Source organism: Porphyromonas sp. KLE 1280 (assembly GCF_000700805.1).
GTDB classification, from domain to species: domain Bacteria; phylum Bacteroidota; class Bacteroidia; order Bacteroidales; family Porphyromonadaceae; genus Porphyromonas; species Porphyromonas pasteri.
In genome coordinates, this window is the sequence record NZ_KL362967.1 from 64,021 (window position 1) to 87,229 (window position 23,209).

General features: G+C 58.9%; 16 protein-coding genes. 11 read left to right on the plus strand and 5 right to left on the minus strand.

Annotated features, from left to right (window positions below):
- Positions 1–791: 791 nt before the first annotated feature.
- The 7 genes from HMPREF1121_RS08395 to HMPREF1121_RS08425 all read left to right on the plus strand — a co-directional run bounded on the left by HMPREF1121_RS08395 (position 792) and on the right by HMPREF1121_RS08425 (position 9,947).
- On the plus strand, positions 792–2,327 hold the full coding sequence (locus HMPREF1121_RS08395; protein WP_044115807.1) for a Do family serine endopeptidase: 1,536 nt from the start codon (positions 792–794) through the stop codon (positions 2,325–2,327).
- 160 nt (positions 2,328–2,487) lie between these two features.
- Positions 2,488–3,798, plus strand: coding sequence for a porin (locus HMPREF1121_RS08400; RefSeq protein WP_044115808.1), 1,311 nt, complete (start codon positions 2,488–2,490; stop codon positions 3,796–3,798).
- 9 nt (positions 3,799–3,807) lie between these two features.
- A complete protein-coding gene (locus HMPREF1121_RS08405; RefSeq protein WP_044115809.1) occupies positions 3,808–5,091 on the plus strand; it encodes a hypothetical protein in 1,284 nt (427 codons plus the stop codon).
- A gap of 24 nt (positions 5,092–5,115) precedes the next feature.
- Positions 5,116–6,435 carry a hemolysin family protein gene (locus HMPREF1121_RS08410; RefSeq protein ID WP_044115810.1) on the plus strand — a complete coding sequence of 440 codons (1,320 nt, stop codon included), beginning with the start codon at positions 5,116–5,118 and terminating at the stop codon, positions 6,433–6,435.
- Positions 6,432–7,022, plus strand: a complete 591-nt coding sequence (locus HMPREF1121_RS08415) for a 4'-phosphopantetheinyl transferase family protein (protein WP_052353664.1) — start codon at positions 6,432–6,434, stop codon at positions 7,020–7,022. Before HMPREF1121_RS08410 ends, HMPREF1121_RS08415 begins: the two co-directional genes overlap by 4 nt.
- A gap of 52 nt (positions 7,023–7,074) precedes the next feature.
- On the plus strand, positions 7,075–9,234 hold the full coding sequence (locus HMPREF1121_RS08420; protein WP_369793571.1) for a S46 family peptidase: 2,160 nt from the start codon (positions 7,075–7,077) through the stop codon (positions 9,232–9,234).
- Positions 9,231–9,947: an SIR2 family NAD-dependent protein deacylase gene (locus tag HMPREF1121_RS08425; RefSeq protein WP_044115812.1), complete on the plus strand. Its 717-nt coding sequence runs from the start codon at positions 9,231–9,233 to the stop codon at positions 9,945–9,947. The genes HMPREF1121_RS08420 and HMPREF1121_RS08425 overlap by 4 nt, the downstream gene beginning before the upstream one ends.
- Before the next feature lie 466 nt (positions 9,948–10,413).
- On the opposite strand, the gene HMPREF1121_RS08430 is transcribed toward HMPREF1121_RS08425, so the two are convergent.
- The 3 genes from HMPREF1121_RS08430 to HMPREF1121_RS08440 are packed head-to-tail and all read right to left on the minus strand — an operon-like array spanning position 10,414 to position 15,050.
- On the minus strand, positions 10,414–11,355 hold the full coding sequence (locus tag HMPREF1121_RS08430; RefSeq protein WP_044115813.1) for a phosphoribosylaminoimidazolesuccinocarboxamide synthase: 942 nt from the start codon (positions 11,353–11,355) through the stop codon (positions 10,414–10,416).
- 4 nt (positions 11,356–11,359) lie between these two features.
- Positions 11,360–12,355: a PhoH family protein gene (locus HMPREF1121_RS08435; RefSeq protein ID WP_044115814.1), complete on the minus strand. Its 996-nt coding sequence runs from the start codon at positions 12,353–12,355 to the stop codon at positions 11,360–11,362.
- Between the two features lie 4 nt (positions 12,356–12,359).
- Positions 12,360–15,050, minus strand: coding sequence for a 4-alpha-glucanotransferase (locus tag HMPREF1121_RS08440; protein WP_052353665.1), 2,691 nt, complete (start codon positions 15,048–15,050; stop codon positions 12,360–12,362).
- Positions 15,051–16,090: 1,040 nt separating this feature from the next.
- Here HMPREF1121_RS08440 and HMPREF1121_RS08445 point away from each other — a divergent pair.
- Positions 16,091–16,468, plus strand: coding sequence for a hypothetical protein (locus HMPREF1121_RS08445; RefSeq protein ID WP_052353666.1), 378 nt, complete (start codon positions 16,091–16,093; stop codon positions 16,466–16,468).
- Between the two features lie 96 nt (positions 16,469–16,564).
- Here the strand turns inward: HMPREF1121_RS08445 and HMPREF1121_RS08450 are convergent, their stop codons facing one another.
- Positions 16,565–18,421: a hypothetical protein gene (locus tag HMPREF1121_RS08450; RefSeq protein ID WP_044115816.1), complete on the minus strand. Its 1,857-nt coding sequence runs from the start codon at positions 18,419–18,421 to the stop codon at positions 16,565–16,567.
- A 174-nt stretch (positions 18,422–18,595) separates the two neighbouring features.
- Complete coding sequence (locus HMPREF1121_RS08455; protein ID WP_044115817.1) at positions 18,596–20,026, minus strand: aspartate ammonia-lyase; 1,431 nt, start codon at positions 20,024–20,026, stop codon at positions 18,596–18,598.
- 688 nt (positions 20,027–20,714) lie between these two features.
- Here HMPREF1121_RS08455 and HMPREF1121_RS08460 point away from each other — a divergent pair.
- The 3 genes from HMPREF1121_RS08460 to HMPREF1121_RS08470 are packed head-to-tail and all read left to right on the plus strand — an operon-like array spanning position 20,715 to position 23,202.
- Entirely contained in the window at positions 20,715–22,022 is a 1,308-nt protein-coding gene (locus tag HMPREF1121_RS08460; RefSeq protein WP_044115818.1) for a sigma-54-dependent transcriptional regulator, read from the plus strand.
- Positions 22,006–22,533, plus strand: a complete 528-nt coding sequence (gene lptE / locus HMPREF1121_RS08465; protein WP_009433402.1) for an LPS assembly lipoprotein LptE — start codon at positions 22,006–22,008, stop codon at positions 22,531–22,533. Before HMPREF1121_RS08460 ends, lptE begins: the two co-directional genes overlap by 17 nt.
- Positions 22,534–23,202, plus strand: a complete 669-nt coding sequence (locus HMPREF1121_RS08470; protein ID WP_044115819.1) for a hypothetical protein — start codon at positions 22,534–22,536, stop codon at positions 23,200–23,202.
- Positions 23,203–23,209: the final 7 nt, after the last annotated feature.

Genomic DNA, 23,209 nt, shown 5'->3' on the forward strand with positions numbered 1-23,209 from the left:
CTGACGAGCGTGACGCTCCGCTCTTCCGTGAGGGGGTGATGCGAACCTATATTGGTCGCTGGGTGAACTCTATAGAGGAGGCTATTGCCGCGAGTCCAGTCCTCTATTTCGAGTGTAAGGTATCGCGCGCCCAGCTCCCCGATACACCTCTCCGAAGTGATACGCAAGCCCTTCGCTTTATCGCGCGTATTCCCTCTTATCCAGCGGAGGAAAAAGTGGCATTCTCGCGAAGAAAAAAGCGCCTTCCCGTAGTGATTTTCCTCTGTCTACGCACGTGGTCTTAAAGACTACGTATGCAAACCCTAAAGACTACGTACGTAGATATTAGAGCCACGTACGTAGTCCACACTTTTCTGCCATTCGTCCACAACTTTTATCCCTACGCGGAGCAATTACCTAAGTATAGGTCACTTCACAAAGCTGTATTGGGATCAGTCCAAAGCTATATAGCTCTGCCCACGTACTCATATCGGTTCATACTCCTGCCCTTCCGGTGGTGCTACTTCGTCGCGGGGTACCCGCTACGTCTGTGCTATGTGGGGGCAGCGAAATGCTGTCATATTGCCCAGAAAAAGTCTGCGATTTTGGCAGAATGTGAAGTTTTGTAGGGGTGAATTAAACATTGGCACCCTCTTTGACTCTTATAGGGTAAAGGGGCTTCCCCGCCACCCACCTATATCTGAGGTCGAGTGCGTAGCCGTTCCTTACGAAGCACGGCACGTCTTGAGCCCGCGGTGAGGAGCTCCGGAGTGTTTTTCAATCAGATAAAGAACAGAATATACTTAACGACTATGAACAAGGTATTGAAGAAATCAGCCGCTGTCTTAGGCTTGGTAGCGGTAAGTATTGCAGCTTCGGCTGCTACGGTCCACGTAATGACCCGCAATGGTGGTAGCTCAAGTAGCTATACCGCTCAGTCGGGCGTCGAGGGTGTGACCTCAGCGAATGAATATGGATTCCAGAATACAGCCTATGCCATAGGCTCGCGCCAGATAGGTAATGCTCCAGACCTCACACCTGCCGCCGAGAGCTCGGTGAAGGCGGTCGTCCACATCAAGGTGAAGAAGACCCAGCAGGTGCAGTCCCAGCAGATGATCGACCCCTTCGAATTCTTCTTCGGTGGCGATCCTCGTGGGGGCTCACGTCGTAGCGAGCCCGTCGTGGGCTATGGCTCGGGTGTGATCATCAGCAATGATGGCTACATCATGACGAACAACCATGTCGTCGAGGGTGGTGACGAGCTCTCTGTGACGCTCAATGACAACCGTACCTTCAAGGCTAAGCTCATCGGCTCCGACCCCTCCAGCGATATCGCACTGATTAAGGTCGAGGCTAAGGACCTGCCTACGATCCCCTTCGGTAACTCAGAGAACCTCCGTCTCGGCGAGTGGGTCCTGGCTGTAGGGAACCCCTTCAACCTCACCAGCACCGTCACCGCAGGTATCGTCAGCGCTAAGTCGCGTGCCGCTGCTACGGGCGACCAGCTCGGTGTAGGTGCTTTCATCCAGACCGATGCTGCCGTCAATCCTGGTAACAGTGGTGGGGCCCTGGTCAATGCTGCAGGCGAACTCGTCGGGATCAACACGATGATCTACTCTCAGACGGGGAACTATGCCGGCTACTCCTTCGCAGTGCCCATCAACATCGCCGCTAAGGTCGTCTCCGATATCAAGAAGTACGGTACCGTACAGCGTGGTATGCTCGGGGTCGCAGGGGCTGATGTCACCAGCGAACTCGTACAGAAGGAAGGGCTGAAGGTCAACGAAGGCTTCTATGTCGCTGACTTCGCAGAGATCAGCGCCGCACTGGCCGCTGGTATCGAGAAGGGTGACGTCATCACCGCTATCGACGGCCACCGCATCACCTCCTTCGCTCAGCTCCAGGAGCAGCTCTCCCGCTTCCGTCCTGGTGACGCTGTTCAGGTCACGGTGAACCGCAAGGGCGCAGAGAAGACCTACAAGGTCACGCTGCGCAATCAGGAAGGTGGCTCTAAGCTCCTCAAGCAGTCTGCCAATGGGGCGAACAACCGCCTCGGTGCTACCCTCAAGGAGCTGGGCGCTAATGAGCTCCGTGCCTACGGTCTCTCCTATGGCCTCGTCGTCCAGTCCCTCCAGTCGAATAGCGCCCTGCGTAAGGCTGGGGTCCGCGAAGGCTTCGTCCTCTTGACGGCCAACAACGTGCCTCTGCGCTCGCAGAGCGATCTCAATCAGGTCGTCTCCACTCTCGATAAGGCTGGTAGCCAGAGCCGCTCTCGTCGCTCCGCCCTCCAGCTGCGTGGCTTCTATCCCGAGACGGGCGAAGTCGTGTCCTTCGTGGTCGATCTGTAAGTCCATCCCTCCTATATAAATGTAGCGTCCCCACGGGCGAGGCTGGGTAGCTTAGCTATCCTCCTCCCCCGTGGGGACGCTGTCTGTATGGGCTTCCTCTCCGTCGTTGTACTGCAGAAAAGGCTATCTTTGTCTAAGGTAAACAAATACGCATTCTCCAATGGCATCGTCGAATAGAAGAAAGAACTACGCGCTTATCGCTTCGGTCATCGTAGCTGGTGGCCTTCTCCTCTCGTCCACAAAGGCAGCTGCCCAGACAGGTATCGCCCTGCGTCTGGGGCAACCTGATGAGGTGACCCTCGGTGTCGATGGTCGCTTGACCCTCGATGCGGCAGCCTTCGCGCCCGTCGATAAGTCCAACTTCACCTACCTGCCTGCAGGGGCGACCCAAAAAGAGCCCTTCCGTATGGCGGCTGGGACCTCCATCACACAGGCTCGCCTCGGCTTCTTCGGCGGCTACGGTAACTGGACGGGTCGCATCGACGTCAACTACACGGGGCAGCGCATCACCTTCTGTGATGTCTACGCAGCCTATGCCTTCAGTCCTCAGACGCATCTTGTCCTCGGACACCAGCTCGAGCCGCTGAGCATCGGGATGAATACCTCCACGCGCCACGGCTCGGTCACGACCCCACTGCCTCTCGACTTCCTCATCCCCTATACCCGTCACTGGGGGCTTGCTGGTTCGCACTGGGGGGATAAGTATTGGCTCGGTGCAGGCCTCTTCGCTGGTAGCAGCGAGCGCGTCAATGCTCGTGAGAACCACATGGGCGAGGGCTATGGTGTCTCAGCACGTGCCGTCTGGCGCCCCATCAATACGGATCAGACGACTGTGCACTTCGGCTTCTCGGCTGTAGCTCGTACCCCCGAGCGTGTGACGTCGGATGACGGCATCGTCGTCCTGGGCGGTCGCTCGGGCTCTGTCGTAGAGAACCGCAAGTTCATCGCTGGTGGCTTCTCAGGGATCGACCACTACACCATCTGTGATCTGGAGGCTGCTTACCGTGATGATCGCTTCTTTGTCCAGGGTGAGGCCCTGTGCTCGACCTTTGCCACAAAGGAAGGACCAGGGGTTATTACGAATGGAGAGAAGACGTATAATATTGATGGTAGTGAGAGTGTCTCCTTCTGGGGCGGATATCTCGTAGGCTCCTATATGCTCCGTGGGAAGCAGCGTAGCTACTCCAATAGCGGTGCTGTCTTCTCCAATGTCAATAATGAGGTGGAGCCTGGGGGCAATGTCGAGCTTATGGTCGGTGCCAGCGCTCTCGATACCCAGGATTATATGGGGAAGGCCTATGAAGCCCTTGGGGCGGTGAACTGGTATCCCAATACTGCGATGATGCTCGGCCTCAGCTATACCTTCACTTCCTTCAGCAAGGATGCTGTTGCACTCGGCCGTCTGCGCTCCAATAGCGGCGATGGTCTGAGCTACCATACCCTGCAGCTGCGCGCACAGTTCGTATTCTAATCATTCGATATGTCTTTACGATCGATCCTACTTCTCTCTGCCCTCGTCTTTGCCCCCCTATGGTGTGAGGCGAAGGTCGTGAAGCCCAAGGCTCCCACGCAGAGCCCTGAGCAGCTCCTCCGTGAGGCGGAGCGTGCCTATCACGCCTATCAGTTCGGCCCTGCCTCGACAGCACTCTCCAAGTACATCTCCAGCCTCCAGCGCCGCCGTCAGGCTGTGCCCGACAGCATCACGATGCTACAGGGGCAGATAGCACGTGCCGAGCGTATGTATGGCGCAGCCGACGAGCTGCGCGTCGTCGATAGCACACTCGTCGGGATCGATCGCATAGCCGAGCTCCTCCCTCAGGGCAGTGGGCGCTTCCTCGTCGCTGAGCAGCTCCCCGCAGATATCCGCTCGCTCCTCCCCGTGGAGACGCCCGTAGTAGGCGACAGCCTGCACCCGGCACCTCCCGTCTTCCCCATCTTCGGCTTCGTCGATGCGCTGGGGCGCAATAGTATCATCCCCGATGCGCGTGCCCTCGCTTGGTACGCTAAGGCAGGCCGTAGCTGGGAGCGTCAGGGGGTAGCGACCAAGACGCTGGAGGCCGATGCGCCTATCCGCTCGCCCTTCCTCCTCGAGGATGGTATGACGCTCTTCTTCGCTCGCCGCTCTCCCGCAGGCCTCGGTGGCTATGACCTCTATATGACGCGCCTCACCGAGCAGGGCAATAGCTTCTTCGAGCCCACCCTCCTCGGCATGCCGTACAACTCCCCCTACAACGACTATCTGCTCGCCTACCACGAGAGCGAAGGCTGGGGGATCCTCATCAGTGACCGCTTCGCTCCCGAGGGGCAGGTCCACGTCTATCGCTTCACTGGTCGTCCTGCCTTCCTCGCTGGTCGTCAGGGTGGTGAGACGACGGAGCTTGCGCCTGAAGAGGCCTACCGCCGTGCGACCCTCTCGGGTGTCCTCTACGAAGGCGAGGCCGTAGCCGTACAGCCTACGACGCAGCGTGAGGAGAAGGCGGAGCTGACCTTCCACCTGCAGGGCTCAGTCGTCTACCACCGCTGGGCAGACTTCAAGAGTGACGCTGGCCGTCGCATCTTCGCTGAGGCCGAAGCCCTGCGCGAGTCCCTCGCCCGCGAAGAAGCCCGCCTCAGTGAGCTCCGTGCTCGCTGGAGAGAGGGTGATGCCTCTGTGCGCAGTGAGCTACGTAGCGAGCTCCAGCTCCTCGAAGCCTCTGTCCAGCAGAAGGCAAAGCAGCTCCGCGACCTCCTCAATGCCGTACGCCGCCACGAAGGCGTACGCTAATCCTCCCCCCAATCCTCTACGCATTTGGAATCATTCAGTCAGGTAATCAATGAGGTGATCCCCGTCTCGGCGTGGATCGCACTCTCTATATCGGGCCTTCTGCTCGTCGTCTCGGGCTTTATGTCCTCCTCCGAAGTCGCTTTCTTCTCGCTCTCTCCCTCCGACATCGACACGATCAAGGAGGAGGAGCATCCTGCGGATCAAGGCCTCGTAGAGCTGCTCAAGGATTCGGAGCGCCTACTGGCGACGATCCTCATCGGCAATAATCTGGTCAACGTGGCTATCGTCATCTTGACCGGCTATGCCTTTGCGCAGATCTTCGACTTCACGCATGCTCCCGCCCTGGGCTTCATCTTCCAGACGGTCATCCTGACGCTCCTCTTGCTGCTCTTCGGTGAGATCATCCCGAAGGTCTACGCCCAAGCACACCCCCTCGCTTTCAGCCGCTTCTCCTCGGGGAAGATGGCGCTGATCTCGCGCATCCTCTATCCGTTCTCCTCCTTCCTCATGCGCTCGACGAGCATGCTGACGAGTCGCATGCAGCCCAAGCGCTATGATCTCTCCGTGGATGACCTCTCGCAGGCCGTCGACCTTCTCGAGGGACACGAGCCCGAGGAGAAGGAGCTCTTCGAGGATATCATCAACTTCCACAACAAGACCGCCTCGGAGATCATGGTGCCCCGTGTGGACATGGTCGATATCGATGTGGCGTGGGACTTCCATCGTATGCTCCACTTCGCTCTCGACTCGGGCTACTCACGTATCCCCGTCTACGAGGGGTCGGAGGACAATATCCGTGGTATCCTCTATCTCAAGGACCTCATTCCCTACAAGGAGCAGGAGGCAGACTTCGACTGGACGAAGCTCATCCGTGACGCGCTCTTCATCCCCGAGAACAAGCCTCTGGATGACCTCCTTGAGGAGTTTCGCAGTACGAAGAAGCACATCGCCGTCGTCGTCGACGAGTACGGTGGTACGAGCGGTATCGTCACTATGGAGGACCTCCTCGAGGAGATCGTCGGGGAGATCTCTGACGAATATGACGAGGAGGAGCTACCCTACAAGCGCCTACCCGACGGGAGCTATCTCTTCGAGGGAGGGACGCCGCTGACGGACGTCCTGCGTGCGCTCGACCTCGAGCAAGGCACCTTCGGCAAGGCCGAGGAGCAAGTCGACACCCTCGGTGGGCTCGTCCTCGAGCTCAAGCAAGACCTACCCCGCAAGGGTGATCTGGTCACGGCTGGCGAGTGGAGCTTCCGAGTCACGAGCTTGGAGAAGTTCCGCATCACCGAGGTCCAAGTCATTCCCCCTCCAGCGGACGACACGACATCGGGTACAGTATGACGCTGGAGTACATAGAAGGGTTACCCTCTGGGGTAGCCCTTTGTCTTGGTCACTTCCCCGTAGTGGGGCGACGGGAGCGCCGTAGTAGCGAAGAGGCTACCGTGGGTGCTATCCTCTGTGACCTCTTCGATTGTGCTACACCTCCCCAGCGGGAGCATGACGCTAAGGGGCGGCCCTTCCTCCCCAGTGCGCCCGAGCAGAGCGTGAGCATCTCGCATGCCGAGGGTCACGCTGCTGTGCTTCTCACGCCCTCCACGCTCCGCCCAGGGGTAGATATAGAGACCTATCGTCCGCAGATCCGTGCCGTAGCCTCGCGCTACCTGACGGGAGTCGAATGGGATCTGCTTGAGCATAGCGCTCCCTCGCTCTCGGAGCTTCAGCTCCGTAGCCTCCTGTGGTCAGCGAAGGAGACAGCCTTTAAGATCTTCGGCCCGCCCGATGGGTCGCTCCATAGCTTCACGCTGGAGCGTATAGACCCCACCTCGCAGGAGCTACGCCTCGGCTACGCTCGTGAGGCTACCTCGCTCACGGTGCACTACACACTGCGCCCCGACTACCTCTTCACCTTCGGCTGGCATGAGGCGTAGCCTACTGCCCGCCCATCACACTGATATTACTTAACCACTCAATATCGTATCAATGACTATGCGTAAAACCCTACTTGCGCTCCTCATCGCCCTCGGCGTCGGCTCCGTCGCACGTGCTGACGAGGGTATGTGGCTCCTGGAGCAGCTCTCCAAGAAGTACCCTGAGCTCGTCAAGCGCGGGCTCTCGATGAAGGAGTACGATCTCTACAACCCCAACGGCACCTCGCTCAAGGACGCTGTCGTCAGCTTTGACGGTGGCTGTACGGGTGAGATCATCTCGTCGCAGGGTCTCGTCCTGACGAACCACCACTGCGGCTATGACGCTATCCAGAAGCTCAGCAGTGTCGAGCATAACTACCTCGAGAACGGCTTCTGGGCGCAGAGCTTCGCCGAAGAGCTCCCCGCTAAGGGCGTCGTCGTGACCTTCATCGACAAGATCGAGGACGTCACGGCCTTCGTGCAGGCAGAGCTCAAGAAGGTGCGTAAGGGCACGGGCATGGAGTACCTCTCGCCCGCCTTCCTTCGCTCAGTAGCTCGCAAGCGTGTCGGTGACAACTTCCTCAAGGATCACCCAGGCACGGAGGTCGAGATCCGTCCCTTCTACAATGGGAACAAGTACCTCATGTTCACCAAGAAGGTCTACTCCGACATCCGCTTCGTCGGTGCACCTCCCAGCGCTATCGGGAAGTTCGGTGCTGACACGGACAACTGGAAGTACCCCCGTCACGCTGGTGATATCTCGATCTTCCGCATCTACGCTGATGCCAACGGCAACCCTGCTCCCTACTCAGAGAGCAACGTGCCTCTGAAGCCCAAGCGCTGGTTCAACATCTCTACCGATGGCGTACAGCGTGATGACTTCGCTATGATCATGGGCTTCCCTGGCCGTACCAACCACTTCTTCCTCCCCTCCGAAGTAGAGGAATGGAAGACCATCGACAATGATATCCGCATCCGCATGCGCAACATCCGTCAGGAGGTCATGCTCAAGGATATGCTTGCCGACCCCAAGGTGAACATTATGTACGCTGCTAAGTACGCCCGCTCGCAGAACGCCTACAAGCGTGCTATCGGTGCGAACTTCGGTATCGAGAAGAATAACTTCAAGGCCACCAAGCAGCAGGAGATGGAGTCCCTCCTCTCGTGGGCTAAGGAGAAGGCACCTAAGTCCTACAAGTCCTATGCTGATGCTGTCTCCACGATCGACCGCGCTATCGAGGGTCGTCGTGACCTGCGTCGCCAGTTCTGGTACCTTGACGAAGGGCTGTGGCAGGCTATCGAAGCTACGCGCGCCCCTGGTGCTGATGATCCGCTGACCGCTACGGACAAGGCCTTCACCGCCTACAACAACAAGGACTACCTCCCCTCGCTCGACGCTAAGATCGCTAAGGCTGAGCTCGCTGAATACACGCGTCAGATCGACCGCAAGGACTGGCCCACGGCTATCGCTGAGGGTATCGATAAGTTCGGCTCGGTAGATGCTTACGTCGATGCGATGTTCGCTCAGTCGACCTTCACCACGCCCGAGGGCTTCGAGGCCTTCAAGAAGCTGGGTGCCAAGGAGCAGCAGGCTGTCCTCTCCTCCGACCTCATGTCGCGCTTCGCTGCCTCTGTCCGCACCAAGCGCGAGCAGCTGACGAAGGATCTCCGTGCCTTCGACAACCCCATTGATCTGGCTCGTCGTACCTACGTCGGCGGTATCATGGCTCAGCGTGGCACGGACAACCTCTGGCCCGATGCCAATAGCACGCTGCGCTTCACCTACGGTCAGGTCCGTGGCTACTCGCCCGTCGACGGTGTCGAGTATCAGGTGCCTACGACCCTGCGTGGTGTGATGGAGAAGGAAGACCCCACCTCATGGGAGTTCGCTGTCCCCGCTCGTCTCAAGGAGATCTACCAGAAGCAGCTCTACGGCGAAGGCAAGCGTTGGGCAGCTAAGAAGGCTGACGGCACGTATGAGATGCCTGTCAACTTCGCTGCTACGACCCACACCACGGGTGGTAACTCCGGTAGCCCCGTCTTCAATAAGTACGGCGACCTGATCGGTATCAACTTCGACCGCAACTGGGAAGGTGTCGGTGGTGACATCCAGTACCTGCCCTCCTACCAGCGTAGCATCATCTGTGATATCCGCTACGTCCTCCTGCTCATCGACCAGCTCGGTGAGTGTCCTCGCCTCATCCAGGAGCTGTCGCTCGTCTCACGCCGATGAATACCCAGAGCCCCCAGCGTCCGCACCTCGTCGTCCTCTCAGGGGCGGGGATGAGTGCCGAGAGCGGTCTGTCGACCTTCCGCGATAGCGATGGTCTGTGGGCGGGGCATGACGTCCAAGAGGTCGCCAGCATCGAAGGCTGGTACCGCGATCCCCAGTGCGTGCTGGACTTCTACAACCAGCGCCGTCGGGAGTTCGTCGGAGCAGAGCCCAACGAAGGGCACCGTCTGCTCTCCCGCCTTGAGGACTACTATCGTGTGACGATCGTCACGCAGAACGTCGACGACCTGCACGAGCGTGCGGGTAGCAGCCGTGTCATCCACCTCCATGGGGAGCTGATGAAGAACCGCTCCGTGCGAGATCCCTTCACCACCTACCCAGCCGAGGGAGCGACACGTGAGCTCCATGTCGGGGACTTAGCGCCCGATGGTACGCAGCTCCGCCCCTTCATCGTCTGGTTTGGCGAAGAAGTGCCGGAGATGATCCCTGCTATTGAAGCCACCGAAGAGGCCGATCTCTTCCTCGTCATCGGCACGTCGCTGGAGGTCTATCCTGCAGCGGGACTGCTGGGCTACGTCCCAGGGAAGGCGCCCGTCTACTGCATCGACCCGAAGCCCGTGCGTAGTGGCTACCGCCCCGACCTCATCCATATCCAGGCGGGAGCTGTGGCAGGTATGCGTGACCTCTATGCGCGCTTGACCGAAGGCCGCTAACCGCCCTCTGCTGAGCTTCCTCACCGAAGCTCACACCTCGATCCTATGAAGGCTGTCCGCACCCTTCCCTCGTGGAAGCATGCGGACAGCCTCTTTTTGAGCGTGCTCCTCACAGCCTCGGTGCTCTGTAGCACTACTCCTTTACCTTCTCCCTCCCCCGAGAAAACTTCCGCTCCACCTCAGCCAAAACCACGAAGGTCTATACCTATTCTTCTATCTTGGTGCGTGGTCCTAAGATCCACGCACGTAGCCCAAAGGATTTCCCTACGTAGTCTTAAAATCCACGTACGTAGATTTAGAAATACTCCTACACCTCGCACGAAATACCGCATGACAAACGAGTGAGTGCCTCTATTCCTTCGTGCCTTTCTCTCCGCTCTTTCCCCTTACGTATCTATACAGCAGCGCCCCATGATCCGATGAGGATCATGGGGCGCTGACACTTGTGGGGGAGGTAAGGCGGAGCTTACTTGAGGGCGGCGAGGACGTTGCGCTCGATGCGTGCCGTGAGGTCGTCGGTGGGCTCGGCGACGAAGGCACGACCCGTGACCGTCTCATACAGCTCGATGTAGCGGTCGGAGACGCTCTTGCAGTACTCCTCGGTCATCTCGGGGACGACTTCGCCGTCACGGCCTTGGAAGCCGTTCTTGATGAGCCACTGGCGGACGAATTCCTTGGAGAGCTGCTTCTGCTCTTCACCACGCTCGAAGCGCTCTTCGTAGCCTTCGGCATAGAAGTAGCGGGAGGAGTCGGGCGTGTGGATCTCGTCGATGAGGTAGATCTTACCGTCCTTCTTCCCGAATTCGTACTTCGTGTCGACGAGGATCAGGCCACGCTCACGTGCCATCTCCTGACCACGCTTGAAGAGAGCGTAGGTGTAGGCCTCGAGCTGCTTGTAGTCTTCTTCGCTGACCAGACCCGTGCGGATGATCTCCTCGCGGGAGATATTTTCGTCATGGCCGACATCTTCCTTCGTGGTGGGGGTGATGATGGGCGAGGGGAAGGCTTCGTTCTCACGCATACCGTCGGGGAGCTGGATACCGCAGAGGGTGCGTTCGCCCGCCTTATAGGCACGCCAAGCCGAGCCGGTGAGGTAGCCACGGATGACCATCTCTACACGGAAGGGCTCACAGCGCAGGCCGAGCGATACCATGGGGTCGGGAGCGGAGATGAGCCAGTTGGGGACGATGTCACGCGTAGCTTCGAGGAAGTAGGTCGCGATCTGGTTGAGGACTTGTCCCTTGTAGGGGATGCCCTTGGGGAGTACGACGTCGAAGGCGGAGATGCGGTCGGTGGCGATCATCGCTACCTGATCGCTACCGAGGAAGTACACGTCGCGGACCTTGCCATGATAGACGTGATCCTGATGAGGGAATTGGAAGTCCGTGCGGACGAGTGTCTGTGCCATAGTTCTATCTTGTGTGATTAGTTTGTGATGTGTCGGAGGGGGCGGACGTCTTTTCGTCCTTGGCATCGTAGACGGCCACGATCTCGGAGACGAGCGGGTGGCGCACGATGTCGGTCTTATCGAAGTGGATGAAGCTGATACTCTTCAGCCCGTGGAGCTTGTCAAGCGCATCCTTCAGACCCGAGGTCACGCCACGAGGAAGGTCGATCTGCGTGAAGTCCCCCGTGATGATCATCTTCGAGCCCATGCCGAGGCGAGTGAGGAACATCTTCATCTGCTGCGGCGTGGTGTTCTGTGCTTCGTCGAGGATGACGACGGCATCACTCAGCGTGCGACCACGCATGAAGGCCAGTGGGGCGATCTGGATGACGCCCGTGTCCATGAGGTCCTTGAGCTTGGGGGCAGGGATGAGTTCGCCGAGAGCATCGTAGAGCGGCTGGAGGTAGGGGTCGAGCTTGTCCTTCATCTCGCCTGGGAGGAAGCCGAGCTTCTCGCCTGCTTCGACGGCAGGGCGGGAGAGGATGATACGGCGCACCTGCTTTGCCTTGAGGGCTTTGACGGCAAGACAGATGGCGATGAAGGTCTTCCCCGAGCCGGCAGCACCCGTAGCAAAGCACAGGTCACGCTCGGCGAACTCACGAGCCATACGGCGCTGACGCTCCCCGCGAGGGAGGATCGCCTTGCCGTGGACGCCGTAGATGAGTACGTCGCTCTCGGCGGTGGGCAGGGTGTCGGCGACCTTACTGCGGTGCCGACGCACTACCTCGATGATCTGTGCTTCGGTCAGCTGGTTGTGGCGACTGCACAGGGCTTCCAGAGAGGAGAGGATGTGCAGAAGCTCTTCGGCGGCTTGGTCTTCGCCAAGTACCTTGATGACGTTCTGGTGAATGCGTAGCTTCGTCTTAGGGAAGAGGTTCTGTAGCGTGACGAGGTTCGCGCGGTTGACACCGACGAACTCCTGCGTGTCGGCTTCCTCTAAGACGTAGAGTCGCTCCATCATAGGCTTATAGTCGTTGGGATAGGGTGATGAGATGCTTGATGTGGGTGCGCCATTCGGGGGCTGCTGCCTGCAGGTCGCTTAGGCTGCGGGGGAAGCGATAGCCCCAGTAGTGATGTGGATCCTCGGGGCGGTTGATCTGCTCCTCGGCAGGAGTGGTGAGCCAGAGACGGCTGTCGAGGCTCATCCAGTCGGCAAGGGGGAGGAGGACAGCCGCAGATGGGGAGGCGAGATGTGCCTCGATGATGCGGCGATAGAGGGCTTCTTCGTCGGGAACTTCCTCGGTGAGAAGGAGCTCCTGGCGATAGTAGCGCTCTTGCTCGCTCGCCGAGAGGCTGTGCCACCAGCCACGTAGCGAAGGCATATCGTGGGTGGAGGTCGTGGCTACCGAGCGGGCGGGGAAGCCATCGGGGCGTACCCAGCCCGTGGGGGTAAAGGCCTTCGGCATACGCTCCAGCTCAAGGGAGAGGACCTGTAGCTCGTCGAGGACGGCGGGTACAGAGGCGGGGATCATCCCGAGGTCCTCGGCACAGAGCAGAAGGCGCGTGTGGCTCGTCAGCGCACCGAGACGCAGCAGGGCGGTGGTGCGGAAGAGCTCGTTGTGTCGTACGTAATAGTAGTCATCGCTGACCGATCGCCAGCGCTCCTGTAGCTCCTCGGGGAAGCGGGCGAAGAGACGACTGCGCTCCAGCGCGATACGTGGGTGGTAGTGCCCTGCCTTGTACGGGTCGGCGATGAGGGCAGTCTCCGTGCATAGCTCCGCGAGTACGGCGGCGACATCGGCTCCGAGAGCGCGCTGGGCGGCCTCCGTCTCGTAGTCGGCTTGCTCGCCGTGCGTGAGCTGATAGAGCCCTGCAAGAGCGGTGCTATGGAGATAGCCGCTGTCGAGGAGGTCATCGAAGCTGTCGCCAAGGCGTGCCGTCAGCTCGTCTTCGTGGACGAGTGGTGCGGTGAGTAGCTCGATGGGGAAGGGGAGGGCGAGCTTCTCCTGCCACTCCTCAAGACTGTAGGGGAGGGCAGGGTGGAAGTGCCCCAAGAGGCCAGAGCGCTGCGTGCGTGGCACCTCCCAGATGCGGAAGAAGCCGAGGATATGGTCGATGCGGAAGGCGTGGAAGTAGCGGGCCTGACGCTCGAAGCGCTGGCGCCACCAGCGGAAGTCGCCTTCCTCCTGCATACGCTCCCAGTTGTACGTGGGGAAGCCCCAGTTCTGCCCGTCGGCAGCGAAGTCATCGGGTGGGGCGCCTGCGGACTGCTCGGTGTGGAAGAGATGCGGTGCCATCCAGACGTCGACGCTGTGGGGTGCTACGCCGATGGGGAGGTCACCCTTGAGGAAGACACCTCGCTCCTCAGCGTAGCTGCGCACCGCCTGGAGCTGGCGGTCGAGGACGAACTGTAGCCAGTAGTAATAGCCTACCTCCTCGGCGTGTGCTGCGGCATCGAGATAGGCGGCTGCCTTCGCCTCGTCATACACTTCCCATCCCGCCCAGTCGCTGGGTGTGCCCGAGCCAAACTGGTCACGCAAGACGCAGTAGAGGGCGTAGGGACGGAGCCAAGTGGCGGCTTCGTCGTAGAAGAGGCGGAAGTCTTTGCTCGTGAGGTCGGCCTTACCCTGCAACTCGAATGCACGGCGGAGGAAGCGCTCCTTCAGCTCGAGTACGCGTGGGTAGTCCACGGCGGGGAGCTGGCGTAGCGCCTTTGCCTCGCGGAGGAATGCCTTACGCTCCTCGGCGGGGAGGGCGGGCAGTGCCTCGGGATCGATGTATATGGGGTGGAGGGCGTCGACGGATATCGCATTGTAGGGATAGGAATCGGCGGTGCCTCGTGTGCTGGTGGTATCGTTGATGGGGAGGAGCTGGACGGCGTGCATACCTGCTTCGGCTGCGAAGTCAATGGCTTCTCTGAGCGCACCGAAGTCGCCTATACCCCAGTCGGTGTCGCTGCGCAGCGAGAAGAGCGGCGCGACAAGACCCGCCGTACGCACGGGGCGGCTGGGGAGATGGAGGTAGCTATCCTGCACATAGCAGTAGGGATAGACGGAGCTGTCGGGAAGATTTGCCCAGCGGTCTTCGCCCTCTTCCCAGAGGTAGGTATAGCCTGCGTCTGTGCTGAGGAGGTATTTGTAGCGAAGCGAAGTGGGGACGGAGCCTATGGCAGAGGCAGGGAGCGTAGCGCTCCAGCGTCCTTGTCCGCGGTAGGTGAGGGGAAGAGCCTTTTTAGGATCCCAGCTCCCGAGTGCCTCGCAGCTCCCCGTCACGAGAAGTCGCTCGCCTCGGCGTAGGGCGGGGGTGTGGACGGAGAAGGTGAGGCCCGGCTGTGGTGCTTCCTCCGGAGCTGTGGCCTGCTGACCGAGGATATCGCAGAAGGCCGCCGAGAAGGCGGGGGCATCCTCAGGGCAGTCGATCCAGCGGTCTTGCATGAAGACGGCCATGTCGCCAGCGGGGAGATGAAGTGCGTGGGAGATCCGCCATTCCTCGCGCAGTACGGCACCCGTCTCATCGGTGAGGCGGTAGCTATATATATAATGTATAGGGGAGGTGGCGGAGGGGAGGTGTAGAGTCGCTTGCCAATGCCCTTCCCCGAGGTGCTCGAGGGGGAGGGTCTGCGCTCCAGAGTGGGCGGGGCTGTCGGCAGCTCGGCCTACGAGCGTAAGCCGCTCGTGGGGCTGCGCCCAGTACTCGATGGAGAAGGTGACTGTCATCTATAGATAGGGTCCTACCATTCGTTCGTGTAGAGTAAGGTGCATCTGTGTGTACCTTCCGTTGCAAAGGTACGCAATATCTTCGGCCCTGGGGTAGGGTGGCCTCGTTCTTCGGTAAGGAGGGGGATGAACCTATATTGGTCCGCGGGTCGACCTATATTGAGACTGTTACCGCGAGTCCTACCCTCTATTTATTCTGCTAAGGCACCGCACGCTCAGCTCCCCGATATGTCTCTCCGAAGTGATACGTAAGCCCCTTCGCCTTATCGCGTGTATTCCTCTTATCCAGCGGAGGGAAAAGTACCATTCTTATGAAGAAAAAAGCACCTTCACGCAGTGGTATTCTTCTATCTATGCACGTAGTCTTAAAGATCAGGCACGTAAATCCAAATATCCACGTACGTAGATATTAGGGCCACGTACGTAGTCCAAACTTATCTGCCACTCGTCCACAGCTTTTTATCCCTACGCGGAGCAACAAGCTAATAGAGGTCACTTCACAAAGCTATATAGCTCTACCCACGCACCTATATTGGTCGCTGAGCGAAGCTATATTGGTCGGTGACGTGACCTATATAGGTTCGCCCGCGGACCATATAGGTTCACTCATCCCCCTTCGTCGGGATATCAGAGTAGCTCCCTGAGAAGCGGAAATTTGACTGCGCGGAAAGGTGCGTCATCAGCGGGCTTTCGGGAGGTGCAAAGTGTAAAATAAGTAGTGCTTCGCGGGCGTGAAAGCTCCATGTTTTGGCTTTTTCTTACCTTTGCGTGTCACCTGAGGGAGCACAAGCGGTGCCTCAGACGGTGGCCTACAGACCCGAAAGCCGGGAACCTTCTTCGTCTTTATCCTGATCTCGGGGCCTGTCTCGAGCTATGGAGCGAGTCGCTGAAGGTATGTTGTACCTAAACCAAATTTTATGACGTTGAAAGGAATTCTTTTCGGCGCACTGGCGGGCGTGGTGCTCTTAGGAGCGACCTCAGCAAGCCTTCCCTCCCAGCCCTCTGCAAGTGGTCTCAGTGTGGGTGACGTGCTACCGGAAATGAAGTCTCTGGACGCGGAAGGTCGTGCTTCCACCACGGAGTCAGCACAGCGCTATCGTCTCATCCACTTCTGGGCAGCCTATGATGCTACCAGTCGCGCCGCGAATGTGGTATGGGATCATTACTTCGCTGGTAAGGCACAGACAGCTATCGACTACCAAGCCATCTCGCTTGATACCGACGACGCTGTCTGGTCACAGACGATCTCCCTCGACCAAGTGGATCAAGAGGACCAGCGCTACATCGCCCCCACGGAGCGTAGCCGCTATATGGCAAGTGCAGGACTCCTCGACGGACTACACACCTACCTTGTGGATGATCACGGGGTCGTCGTAGCCGTAGATCCGACGCCAAGCGAATTAGCGAACTATCATTAAACTCAAATTATTGGCAAGAGCCACGACCAGGGATCCCCTGGCCGTGGCTCTTGCTTTTTGTCTACGTGGCGGCCGAATACCCTTCCTTGTGCTGGGCTACTCGGTGAGGTCGCTCCCCTCGATGTCGACATTTCGACAGCCCTCGAGGAGGAAGCGCTTTTGATTGGGGTGGAACTTCGGGTAGCTCGTCGTCGGCTCGATCTTATTGCCACGCCACAGGATGCCGTCGGTGCTGATGGCTTGCAGGAGCGGCGTGTCGAAGGTGCGGAAGACGTTGTCCTCGATGCGGATGCTCTTCGGCCCCTGCCCGTAGAAGGGGGGGCGCTGTGAGGCAAGCTCGGGGATGATGGGGTGGATGCTGATGACTGCGCTGGTGAACTGGTAGAGGCTCGTCAGTACGTCTTGGAAGAGGTTGCGGCGGATCGTGACCTCACGCGTCTGCCCCGACTCGTACCACATATTATTGTCCGTGCTGAAGAGGATCGCCGAGCCGCTGACGTGGTCGAAGGTGTTGTCCTCGATGAGGACGGGGCGAGGTGTATTGATGAGGATGCCTCGGGCGCGGTTGTGACGCACGAGGTTGTGGGAGAAGTCGACGCTCGGCGTGCGGGTGAGGTTCTCCATACTGATCTGTCGCTCGGGCGTGTAGTCTGCGGGTAGCTCCTCGTCGAAGGTGATGCGCAGCTCGCGTGCCCCCTTGAGTTGCTCTCCGTCAGCTGGGCTGATGGAACGCACGTGGAAGCTGCCTTCCAGCCCCTGGATATCGCGTGAGGTGACCAGACGCACCGAGTCACCAGGCATAGCCCACGTGTAGCCAAAGGCCTGCTCGTGCATGAAGCGCCCGACGAGTGTGTGCTTACCCTCGCGTGCTGTGACCTTGAGGTAGACGCCGTGGACGTTCAGCGCGTCGTCCATCATATTCTCAAAGCGGCAGTGCTGTACGGAGATCTTCCCCTCACAGGCGACGAAGTGCGTGGCATCGGCTTGGGTGGTGAAGTAGCGTCCACCACGGGGGCGTAGCTGGACGAGGAAGCGCTCCAGCGTGATGTCACGGGAGTTCTGGGTGAGGACGCCCATACCCTCGGCGAAGTGGATGTTCATATCCTCAAGGCGGATATCGCGGCTCTCGGTGATGAAGATAGCGGGCTGGGGGCGGTAGCCCGTGCGGGCGGCGAAGACCGTCCCTGCGTGGAGGTGGGAGTCCTTCCAGTGGGGAGCATAGAGAAGCGGCTTCGTGTGGTTGCCTGCTATACCCATAGCGGTAGCCTCGCGTGGAGCGAGCTGACGGATGTCCTTATTCGGGAGGAGTATGTCGGAGGTGCGGTAGAGGAGCTCGCGCGTCTTCGGGTCGAAGGCAAGGCCATGGTCGGGTGTAGAGCGCCAGCTCGTGCCGTAGGCTTCCAGCTGTCCCTTGTCCGTGATGCTCCATTTGACCCAAGGGGCGGGGGTGAAGACGATACCGCGCGCGGTGTCGGAGTGTAGGATATGCAGCTGCGAGATCTGCGGATTGGTGAAGTCGATCGTAAGCCCTCGGAGCTCGACGCCCTGACAGCTGTCGAGGACGATGGGGAGCATGCGGTCTTCGAAGAGCAGTTCGCTTCCCTCACCTCTTACGATGACGTGGCGCCAGCCTCGTAGGAGAAGGCCTATCGGACGCTTACCAGTGTGGTCGTGATTGGAGATGAAGTACTCGCGCTCTACGGCTCCCTCACGGGTGAAGTGGTAGCACCCAGGGCGAAAGCGTAGCTCCAGCGTGTCACCTCCCTTCTCGAGGTCGGGGTGTAAGCCCTCGAGGAGCTTGCGGAAGACAGGCGTAGCATTGATCTGCTTCCCCTTGTGAGGGCCGAAGGCGGGGAGCTGAATGACGCGGCGATGGGCCTTCATAGGGAGCACTGCGATGAGGAGCAGGGCGAGCGAGAGTTGGGCGTGTCGGGGGGGAGCGAGCTGGCGCATAAGCGGGATGTCGGTGCTGTGAGCGGGGAGGGAAGTAGGGGAGGGAGGCGGTAGCTTCCCCTGGTTTCGTAGAGATAAACGAAGTAGCCCCAACTCCTTGCCCACATCGGGTAAGAGAGTTGGGGCTACTGTGCTTAGTGCTGAGCGTGCTCAGTCGTGTCGGTCAGGCGCGGATTACTTCTTAGCCTTGATGCCGAGACGAACGGGCTTGATCATGTTCTCAGGAGCGAGTACCGTGTCGAGGTCTTCCTTAGAGAGGATGCCGTGCTCGATGATGAGATCATAGACACCGCGACCCGTCTCGAGAGCTTCCTTAGCGATCTTCGTAGAGTTCTTGTAGCCGATGATGGGGTTGAGGGCGGTGACGATACCGATGCTATTGCGGACGTTGTCGCGGCACTTGTCTTCGTTGGCAGTGATGCCGTCGATGCAGAGCGTGCGGAGCGTGTCGAAGCCGTTGATCAGCAGGTCAATGGATTCGAAGCAGCACTGTGCCATGACGGGCTCCATAGCGTTGAGCTCCATCTGCGAAGCGTCGCCAGCCATGGTGACGCAGAGGTCGTTACCCATGACCTTGTAGCATACCTGGCTCATGACTTCGGGGATGACGGGGTTCACCTTACCGGGCATGATCGAGGAGCCTGGCTGCATAGCAGGGAGGTTGATTTCGCCGAGGCCGCAGCGAGGACCGCTGGAGAGGAGGCGCAGGTCATTACAGATCTTGTTGACCTTGATAGCGATGCGGCGCAGAGCAGAGCTGTAGCCGACCATTTCGCTCGTGTCGCTGGTAGCGCCGACGAGGTCTTCGGTGAGGGTGATATCCCAGCCCGTGATCTTCGCCATAGCTTCGGTGCAGTAGCCAGCGTATTCGGGCTCAGAAGAGATACCCGTACCGATAGCCGTAGCACCCATGTTGATAGCGAGGAACTGGTGAGCCGCGTAGTCGAGGTTAGCGATCTCGTGGCGGAGGATCGATGCGAAGCCACCGAAGGTCTGGCCGAGCGTCATGGGCACAGCGTCCTGGAGCTGCGTACGACCCATCTTGACGACGTGTGCGAACTCCTTAGACTTCTTCTCGAGAGCTTCGATGAGCTGGATAAAGTGGGGACGGAGCTTGAGGTGCGAAGCGTAGAGACCGAGGTGGATAGCCGTGGGGTACGCGTCGTTGGTCGACTGCGAGCCGTTCACGTGGTCGTTAGGAGAGAGGTACTTGAACTCACCCTTCTCGTGACCCATGATCTCGAGCGCACGGTTGCAGATGACCTCGTTGGCGTTCATGTTCGTCGTCGTACCCGCGCCCCCCTGGATCATATCGACGGGGAAGTGCTGGTGATGCTTGCCTTCGAGGAGCTCGTGGCAAGCCTGGACGATAGCATCCTTCTGCTGGTCGGTGAGCAGGCCAAGGCGGTGGTTAGCGATAGCGGCAGCTTCCTTGGTCCATGCGAGCCCGTGGATGAAGAGGGGGTAGTCGCAGAGGTGGAAGTTGCTGATGTTGAAGTTTTCTATCCCGCGGAGGGTCTGCACACCGTAGAGGTGCTCGTTGCTGATCTGGCGTTCGCCGATCAGGTCACTTTCAAGGCGAAAGTCCTTGCCTGAAGTAGCCATAGTATGATGTCGTTACTAATAAGGTGTATTAAACTTTAGGGCAAAGTTACAGCTTTTTCGTTCTCAGCAAGGGGGTAGCGAGGCCCTTGAATAGCAGGCTGTCAGCGGGTTGTGTGGCGCTTTGCTCGCACTTATTATAATAATGTAGAGAAAGGGCGTGTGGTGAGGGGTAAACGTGTGAAGCTGTCTGCCTTTTCGTGGGAAGGATGGCTTTTTGCTTTGCTTGTATGTGTGCTCTTATGCGAAGGGTGCGATGCACGCCCGTAGAAGGTAGGGGTATGAACCTATATAGGTCGATGGGTTGACCTATATAGCTTTGTGAAGTGACCTCTATTAGGTTGTTGCTCTGCGTAGGAATAAAAGTTGCGAACGAGTGGCAGATAAGTTTGGACTACGTACGTGGATCTAATATCTACGTACGTGGATATTTGGACTGACGTGCCTGGTCTTTAAGACTACGTGCATAGATAGAAGAATACCACTATGGGAAGGTGCTTTTTTCTTCACGAGAAGGACACTTTTCCCTCTGCGGAATCAGAGGAATACTCGCGATAAGGCGAAGGGCTTGTGTATCACTTCGGAGAGGTATATCGGAGTGTGATGCGGAGGCCTCGTTATGCGCCTGCCTTGGGAGTCCTGATAGTCCTCGAACTTATGTATCTTTGTGCGACAAAATGACAGACGGAAGATGAACGTAGATATTCAGCAGATCAAGCACCGCTTCGGTATCATCGGCACAAGCCCTCTACTCGACCACGCTATCCGCACGGCAGTGCAGGTGGCACCCACCGATATGTCGGTGCTGGTCATCGGGGAGAGCGGTGTCGGGAAGGAGAGCTTCCCGAAGATCATCCATCAGAATAGTATCCGCAAGCACGGCCCTTATATCGCTGTGAACTGTGGGGCTATCCCTGAGGGGACCATCGACTCCGAGCTCTTCGGCCACCTGAAGGGCTCGTTCACGGGCGCTATCACCGACCGCAAGGGGTACTTCCAGGAAGCCTCGGGCGGTACGATCTTCCTCGACGAAGTAGGGGAGCTTCCCCTCTCGACGCAGGCCCGTCTCCTGCGTGTCCTCGAGACGGGGGAATTCATCCCCGTCGGGGCAAGCCAAGCCCAGAAGACCGATGTGCGCATCGTCGCTGCGACGAATGTGAACCTGCAGGAGGCTGTCGAGCGTGGTCGCTTCCGCGAAGACCTCCTCTTCCGTCTCAATACCGTACCCATTGAGGTACCTCCCTTGCGTAGCCGAGTGCAGGATATCCCTCTGCTCTTCCGCCTCTTTGCTTCGATGAGCGCCGAGCGCTACCACATGCCTCCTCTGCGTCTGACGCCCGAGGCCGCTAAGCTCCTCGAGGGCTATCGCTGGCCAGGGAATATCCGTGAGCTGCGCAACTTCACCGACCGTATCAGCGTCCTTGAGGAGGAGCGCACCGTGACGGCAGAGACCGTCTCGCGCTACCTGCCACGGGATCTGGGCGTAGACTATCATCCTGCTCTTCGCCAGCAGGCCGTGCTCGGTGAGGACGCTACGTCCTTCGCCAACGAGCGTGAGATCCTCTATCAGGTACTCTTCGATATGAAGAAGGATATGGCGGAGATGAAGAATCTCATCGCCGGGATCATGCGTGGTGAGGTGCCAGTCGCTCAGCCCAAGGCTCACGGCGACTACACACCTACCGAGGTGCATACGTCCAATGCGCACCCCACGACGCTCGCTGGTCGTGATGACTACCGCAATGTCCTCTCGAGTCCCTCGGGCTATGCTCCCGTGGAGGATGTCGTCGAGATCCCTGCTACCCCGCACGCTACGGGTCATCATGCCGAGGTCTCGGACTTCGAGGAGCAGCCCCTCTCGCTCGAGGAGGCAGAGCGTAGCCTGATACAGGCCGCACTCATTCGCCACGATGGCCGTCGCCGTCGTGCTGCCCAGGATCTCAAGATCTCCGAGCGTACCCTCTACCGCAAAATCAAGGAATATGGACTGGAAGAATAAGCTCCACCGCCGTGCCTTCGCCCTCATCGGGGCGCTCGTCCTCGTCATCGCAGGCTGCAGCATCCGCTACAGCCCCAATGGTGGTGCGCTCGACTACACCCAGCTCAAGACCATCACCATCGGTGAGGTCATCAATAAGGCGCCCATCGTCAACCCCATCCTCGCCTCCAGCTTCACCGAGAAGATCAAGGACTACTACGAGAGCCGTACGCGCCTCTCCCTCGTCCCGCAGGCGGGTGACCTCGAGCTTTACTGCACGATCACGGGCTACGACCTGACGCCTATGGCCGTCAGTCAGGATAACTTCGCCGAGCGCACGGTCTTCACCGTGACGGTGCAGGTGAAGTACGTCAACCATGTGAATGAGAAGGAGAGCTTCGAGCGTAGCTTCAAGGCTTACCGCGACTTCCCGCGTAGCCAGCCCTTCGTCGCTGTACAGGACGATCTGCTGCGTGAGATCATGGACGACCTCTTGAAGCAGATCTATAATGCTACGGTAGAGAACTGGTAGATGACACGCGACGAACTCTATAGCTACTTGGCTGATCCCAAGCGACTCACCGCCGAGACGCTTGAGCCGATCCGTGCGCTCTATGAGTCCTATCCCTACTGCGCACCCTTCGCCTTCCTCTACCTATATAATCTCTCGCTGACGGGAGACGTGCGCTATGCCTCGGAGCTGCGTCGCCTCTCGGTGCTCCTGCCCGATCGAGAGCAACTCTTCCGCCTCGTCGAGGGGAATCGCCCTGCCTTCGTCGCAGCGACGCCCGATGTGCCTGCCGAAGCTGATGCCTTCGACCTCATCGATCACTTCCTTGATGGTGCACGCTCCTCAGGCGAAGATCTCCCCGAGGTGCTCCACTACGAAGGGGTGGGGGAGAGTCAAGACTACTTCGCTGGCGAGACGGCAGAGCCACTTCCCGCGGAGGGACTCTCCGAGCTTCTTGAGCCACGCTCCGCTACTGTAGCTTCCTCCGTAGCCCCTTCGGCAGAGGAGCCTGCTGCTGAAGAACTCCTCTCGGAGACCCTCTCTAAGATCTATATTCAGCAGCAGCATTACGATAAGGCACTGAGGATTATCCGCTCTCTCAGTTTGAATTATCCAGAGAAAAATCGTTTCTTTGCAGACCAGATACGCTTCCTGGAGCGCCTGATAGAGAATAATAAAACCACAAATTAGTATAAGA